The 6,685-nt window shown below is 66.4% G+C and carries 2 protein-coding genes; both read right to left on the bottom strand.

Features of this window, described 5'->3' with window-relative positions; all coding sequences use genetic code 11:
* Positions 1-136: 136 nt before the first annotated feature.
* Positions 137-5,044 carry an alpha-2-macroglobulin gene (locus tag RT131_RS11505; RefSeq protein WP_313172950.1) on the bottom strand — a complete coding sequence of 1,636 codons (4,908 nt, stop codon included), beginning with the start codon at positions 5,042-5,044 and terminating at the stop codon, positions 137-139.
* Positions 5,045-5,261: 217 nt separating this feature from the next.
* Positions 5,262-6,455, bottom strand: coding sequence for a 2-methylaconitate cis-trans isomerase PrpF (gene prpF, locus RT131_RS11500; RefSeq protein WP_313172949.1), 1,194 nt, complete (start codon positions 6,453-6,455; stop codon positions 5,262-5,264).
* Positions 6,456-6,685 lie beyond the last annotated feature (230 nt).

The raw sequence follows: 6,685 nt of genomic DNA, 5'->3' as shown, positions 1-6,685 counted from the left end.
TGCCTTCGGCAAAGGGAGGGAGCAGGGCACCGCGATTGTTGACTGTGGCGCTGCGGCGGAATGGCTTGGTCGGGGAAGAGCTTACCCCTCCCCCGCCCTCCCCTTGCCGTTGGCAAAGGGAGGGAGCAGGAGCCGATTACGGCTGCACCACCGTGATCGTGCTGGGGTTGGCACGGCCTACGCCACGCAGGTCGGGACGGTACATGTCCTCGGCCAGCGGTGGCGGCACCATGTAGGTGCCCGGGGTGACCGCGCGCACCAGGTAGAACACGTGCGCGGTGCTGCCACGCGACAGCTTCAGCGCCGCCACGTAGCGGTCATCGCGGAACTCCTCGTGCTTGACGTCGGCGGCGCGCGAACGGTCGCTGATCTGCACCTCGCCCACCACCACGTCCGCCCATTGCTTGGCATCGCCCAGGTTGAAGTTCTCGATCTCCAGACCGGCTGGCAGCAGGTCGGTGATCAAGGCATCGGGCATGTTCGAATTGGAGGTGACGCTGAGCCGTACGATCAAGGCCTCGCCTTCCTTCAACGACCGCGGCGTCCACGGCTTGCCATCGGTACCGAACCACGCGCGTTCGATGCCGATCACGCTGTTGTCCGGCGCCGGCGGCTGGCGCGGGATGCCGGCAACGTCGAGGCTGGCGAACATCGGCGCCTCGCCCTGCGGCGAGAACCGCACGCCCTGGGCCAGCTGCGCCATGTCGAACACGCGACCGAAGGCCTTGCGGGCATCGATGGCCTCGACCTTGTCGCCGACCGCAAGCTCACCGGACACCAGCTTCTTCTGGTTGGCCATCAGAGCCTTGCCCAGACGCGCCAGCGCCACCTGTTCCTGCGTGCTCAGCCACATCAGGCCGTTGCCGCGACGCACATCCAGGGTGCGGCCCAGATCGATCACACGCGCGTCGTACTCTGGCTTGGACAGGCCGCGCTCGTGCAGCAGCGCGATCATCAAGGCCTCATCGCGCAGGCGGGTGCCATAGTCGCCAAAGTACTCCGGACGGTCAGCGCTGGACTTGGCAAAGCCCGCGGCAATCGCCGCTTGGCCGCGTTTGCTGTCGCCCTGGATCGCCAACGCCGCCCCCAGGTGCACCAGCGACAGGCCGGTGACCGCCTTGCTGCGTTCGTTGTCCCACAGCGTGCGCAGCGTGCCCAGCGGGGCGCGGTTGACCCGTGCCAGCACGTAGCCGGAATAGGCCTGGTTGGCGAACTTCAAACCGTCGCGGCGATCACTGCCGTAGAACTGGTTGCCGCCACTGAGCAGGTCTTCGCTGATGCGGTTCAAGGCCTTCTGCAGCACGTTCTCCGGCACCGCGAAACCGGCATCCTTGGCGTCGAGCAGGAACTCGGCGACATACGGCGTCAATGCCGGGTTGATGTAATCGTCATCGCCCCACATCGAGAAGTTGCCGTTGGCCACCTGCATCGAGGCCAGCCGCCCGAACGCGCCCTCCATGCGCTCGCGGCGGGTCTTGGCATCCAGGCCATCGGCACCCAGCATGGCCGAGGTGGCCTCATCCAGCATCAGCGCCGCATAGCCCTTGCTGGTGGTCTGCTCGGCACAGCCATAGGGGTAGTTCAACGCCCCCTGCAGCGCCGACGCGAATGGAATGGGCGGCAGCGCGCTGACCAGCATGCGGGCATTGACCGAACCGTCCATCAGGCCGTTGGCGAAACTGCTGTCCAGGTTGACCGGTGCCAGCGGGTCCAGGGTGCGGGTCTGCGAGCGCAGCACTGACGGCCAGGCCGCACGCACTGGCAGGTCATAGCGCCGGTCCACCTTGAAGCCATTGCCATCCACCCGCACCCGCACCTTGGCCACGCTATAGCCTTCCTGCGCACTCAGCGGGAAGCTCAGGGTGCTCTTGGCATCCACGCCAAGCTGCACCTTGCGGCTTGCCTCGGCAATGCCCAGCGGACCTTCACCGTCCACCCGCACGGCAAATTCGCCGGGCTTGCCGGTGAAGTTCTGCACGTCCAGGGTCACCGTGCTGCGGTCCCCCGGCGCCATCACCCGCGGCATGCTGGCTTCGGCCAGGATCGGCGCGCGCACCAGCGTTTCCACGTCACGGTTGCCGTATCGGTCGGCCGAGTAGACCAGCGCCGAGACGCGCAGGGTGCCGTTGAAATCCGGTACCTGCAGACGCACCCGCGCATTGCCCTTGGCATCCAGCGCCACCGGTCCGGAGAACAGGTCCACGGTCTGCACCCGCGCGGTCGGCCGCTTGGCCTGCGGCAAGGCCGCCAAGGCCATGTCGCCACCGAACTTCAGCTTGCCGCTGTTGCCCTCGAAGCTTTCGATCACCCGGCCGTAGATGTCATAGGCATCCACGCCCAGACGGCGCTGTGCGAAGAAATGCGCCGGTGCATCCGGCACCGGAAAGCGGGTGATGTTGAGGATGCCCACGTCCACCGCCGACACCGTGACGTGCGCCGGCTTGCCGGCCAGTTCCGGCGCGCTGACGGTCACCGTCATCGGCTGCTCCGGACGCATCTGCTTGGGCGCGATCAAACCGACCGCAACGCGGCGGTCGCGGCGGTCCATCGGCACATGCGCCACGCCCACGGCACGCGCCGGGGTGATCTTGCTGGGCGCGGTGCCGCCGCGGAACACCAGTGCGGTGATGTAGACATCGTGGCGTTCCCAGTCCTTGGTGACCGGGATTTCAAAGGTGCTGCCCGGCTTGGCGTCGATGTCCTGCACGTACAGCATGTGGTCGCTTTCCACCATCAGCAGGCCACGGCCGGCATGTGGCGGGGTCAGCGTGACCTTGACGGTATCGCCGGCACGGTAGCCCGCCTTGTCCAGCGACAGCTTGACCTTGTCCGGGCGCGCATCCAGGCCACGGTTGTCGTCGTTCCAGCTCCAGCCGGCGCGGAACGGATAGCGCATGGTCAGGCCGGTGGCCGGGTCGAACACGTCCACGCGGTACTCGCCCCACTCCACCGGGAAATCGAAACGGGCCGCGGTGGTCCCGGCATCGATGGTGCGGGTTTCCTTGTTCTCGAAACGGCGGGTGAAGTCGTAATCCCAGCGGTTGTCGGTATAGGTCCAGTGGTAGTCGCGCAGTTCGCGCACCAGGGTGACCTTCAGCCCCTTGGCCGGCTGCGGCTTGCCCTCGGCGTCCACCCGCATCAGCTCGAAGCGCGCGTTGGCATTGGCATCGGCACCATCGGCGTCGTTGAACAGGGGACGCACGGCCACCAGTACCGGCGCCGGCCACATCACCCGCTTCAGGGTGCGGGTAACGGTGCGGCCACCGGTTTCATAGACACTGCCGGACAACAGCGCGGCCACGGTGGTGGCCTTGCCTGCCTCGGCTGGCAAGGCGACGTCCTGGCGCAGCTTGCCGTCCTTGGGCAGGGTGGTATCGATCACGTCATTGGCTTCGCGCGGCAACTGCACGGTCGGGTCGCCGAAGAACCAGCCCGGCATGGCCTCCACCGGATGCTGCTCCACCGCCACCGCCAAGCGTGCGGTGAAGCGGTTGCCGTCGGCCGGCGCGCCATACAGATAGGCCGCGTCGGCCTGCAGCTGCAGGGCCTCGCCCGGCTTGAGCGTTTTCTGCGCGCTGTCCAGGTCCAGCTTCATGCGCTCAGGCAGGAATTCCTCGATGCGCAGGGTCATGCCCTGCACCGCTTCCTTGCTGCCCGGGTCGGTACGGAACTCCACCGTCCAGCGGCCGGTAGGCGCCTCCACCGGGATGGTCTGCTCGAACGCGAAATAGCCCTGCTCGCCCGGCTGCAGGCGGGTCTCGCGGAAGGTCTTTCCATCGGGCTGCTTGAGCCGCAGGAACACCGGTTGGCCGCCGGTGGCCGGCCCGGCCAGGGTCTTGCCGTCGTTGTCGCGCAGCAGCGCGGAGATGCGCACCGTTTCACCCGGGCGGTAGAGGTCACGTCCGGACCAGGCGAAGACATCGAAGTTCGCATTCTGGCGGCCGGCCACGGCGAACTCGCTCAGGTCCAGCGCCGGCTGGTTGAACGGCAGCATGGTGGTGTCGCTGCCACTGCTGGCCACCAGCACATGCGCCGCATCCAGCGTGTAGTTCAGCAGGGCATTGCCATTGGCATCGGTCTGGCCCTTGAGGATGGCCTCGCCCTTGCCGTCGATGACCTTCAGCTCGACCTTCCTGGCCGGCGCGCCATCGGCCAGCGAAGCGGTATGCACGAACAGCTTGTCCTTGTAGGCACGGGTGTGCAGGCCGATGTCACTGACGGTGAAGAAGGCGGTATCAAACTCGTTGTCGAAGCTGCCGGTGCGCTTCATCACCGCGAAGTACAGGCCCGGCTGCTGCAGTTCCTTGACGTCCTGGATCGGCAGGTAGGTCAGCACGCGCTCGTTCTGCTTGCCGCCCAGCACGAAGCGGTTGACGTAGACCGGCTCGGCCAGCTGGTTCAGCGGGGTGTTGTCGCCGTATTCGCTGTCCAGCTCCCAGCTGCCGCGGCGGCCGCCGCGCTGGTACTGGCTGAAGAAGGTAGGCAGGTCCTTCTCGCGCACGCGCAGGAACTCTACGTCCACCTCCGGCACGTTCACCGACACCACCGGCAGGCCGCGGCTGTCCTTGGCCGGCAGCACACTGCCCTGCGAGGCAAACCCCACCGCCGGGTCCAGCTCGCCGGTGAACACCTTCTGCTTGACCTCGCTGCCCAGGCGGTTGCCGTCGGCAGCCAGCAGGTCGGCGGAGATGATCAGGGTGTATTCCTTGGCCGCCTCCACATAGGGATAGCGCAGGGTCTTGCCGTCGTCGGACAGCGACCAGCTGCTGTCCTCGTTGCCTACCTTCTCCTCGAAGCGCAGCAGCTTGTCGAAATCCTGGGTGCCGACCAGCGGCCGCGAGAACTCCACCGCCAGCGCCAGGCCATCGCCGCTCTTCTGGTCCGGGTAGGCGCGCAGCATGGCGAAGCCCTTGACCTCCTCCTGGGTGGTCTTGATCGCCTCCCCGCTGGCCCCGGGCAACTGCCCGCTTTCGTTACGCTTGCATCCTGCAACCAGGGCCAGCGCCATCAAGGCGACTGCAGCCCAGCGAATACGCGTCAACATCCTGTTACCCATGGCGTCCTCCCGCAGATCGCCCGAGTATAACCAGCCCGCATGTAAAGGCCTGTGTAGCGGTGCGCTTTCTGCAGGCGATTTGTCTGGAATTCCTGTTCCCGCACAACGCCCGCTCCACGCGGGCCATCAACAGCAAAAGGGCCGCTGATTTCAGCGGCCCTGACGCTTCTTCAGGCGCTCATCCTGGCTTGGACAGCGCAAGGCCTCAGAACGCATCACCGGGCACGCGTACCCAACCTTCCATCAGGATGCGCGCACTGCGACTCATCACCGCCTTGGTGACGGTCCATTGGCCATCCACCCATTCGACCGCGGCGCCGACACGCAACGTGCCGGACGGATGGCCGAAGCGCACCGCATCGCGCTGACCACCACCGGCGGCGAGGTTGACCAGGGTGCCCGGCACTGCCGCTGCCGTGGCGATGGCGACAGAGGCCGTGCCCATCATCGCGTGGTGCAGCTTGCCCATCGACATGGCACGCGCATTGAGGTCGATGTCGGCGGCATGGATCTGCTTGTTGCCGCTGGACAGGTAGTCCTGCGGCGGCGCGACGAAGGCGACCTTGGGCGTGTGCTGGCGCTTGAGCGCCTCTTCAGGGGTCTTGATCAGGCCCATGCGCAGCGCGCCGGCAACACGGATTGCCTCGAGCTTTGCCAGCGCCGCCTTGTCATCGTTGATGGCGGGTTGCAGCTCGGCACCGGTGTAGCCGATGTCCTGCGCATTGACGAACACCGTGGGGATGCCAGCGGTGATCATCGTCGCCTGCAGCTTGCCCACGCCGGGCACATCGAGTTCATCGACCAGGTTGCCTGTGGGGAACATCGCGCCACCGCCCTCGCCTTCACCCTCGTCGGCCGGGTCGATGAACTCCAGCACGATCTCCGCGGCCGGGAAAGTAACACCGTCCAGTTCGAAGTCACCGGCTTCCTGCACCTGACCGTTGGTGATGGGCACGTGGGCGATGATGGTCTTGTTGATGTTGGCCTGCCAGATGCGCACCGCGCAGATGCCGTTCTCGGGCACGCGTGCCGGATCGACGTAGCCAGCATGCAGCGCGAACGCGCCCGCGCCGGTGGACAGGTTGCCGCAGTTGCCGGACCAGTCGACGAAGTCGGTGTCGATCGACACCTGGCCGTACAGGTAGTCCACGTCGTGATCGGGCTTGCTGCTGGGCGCGATGATCACGCACTTGCTGGTACTGGAGGTAGCGCCGCCCATGCCGTCGGTGTGCTTGGCATAGGGATCGGGCGAACCGATCACCCGCTGCAGCAGGCGATCACGGGCCACGCCGGGCTGCTGCGCGCGGGCCGGCAGGTCTTCCAGGCGGAAGAACACGCCTTTGGAGGTGCCGCCGCGCATATAGGTGGCCGGAATTTTGATCTGGGGGATGTGGGACATGGGGTGGGTTCCCTTGGGTTGTTGTTGTGTGGGGGGAGAGCTTTCCCCCTCTCCCCAACCCCTCTCCCGCGAGGGGAGAGGGGCTTTGGTCTGCGCGAGCGCCGGCAATGCTGGAACTCGTGTCATTTGCTTTCGCTCCCCTCTCCCGCAAGGAGAGAGAGGCTTTGGTCCGCGTGAGCGCCGGCAATGCTGGAACTCGTGTCATTTGCTTTCGCTCCCCTCTCCCGCAA

Origin of the sequence: Stenotrophomonas sp. (genome assembly GCF_032066555.1) — a bacterium.
GTDB lineage: Bacteria > Pseudomonadota > Gammaproteobacteria > Xanthomonadales > Xanthomonadaceae > Stenotrophomonas.
Note: the sequence above shows the minus strand (reverse complement) of the source record. Positions and strands in the feature narration are given on the sequence as shown.

What these genes read in the sequence shown, in the direction of transcription:
- RT131_RS11505 (WP_313172950.1), bottom strand. Translation starts at nt 5,044, where the DNA reads ATGTTGACGCGTATTCGCTGGGCTGCAGTCGCCTTGATGGCGCTGGCC.
- prpF (WP_313172949.1), bottom strand. Translation starts at nt 6,455, where the DNA reads ATGTCCCACATCCCCCAGATCAAAATTCCGGCCACCTATATGCGCGGC.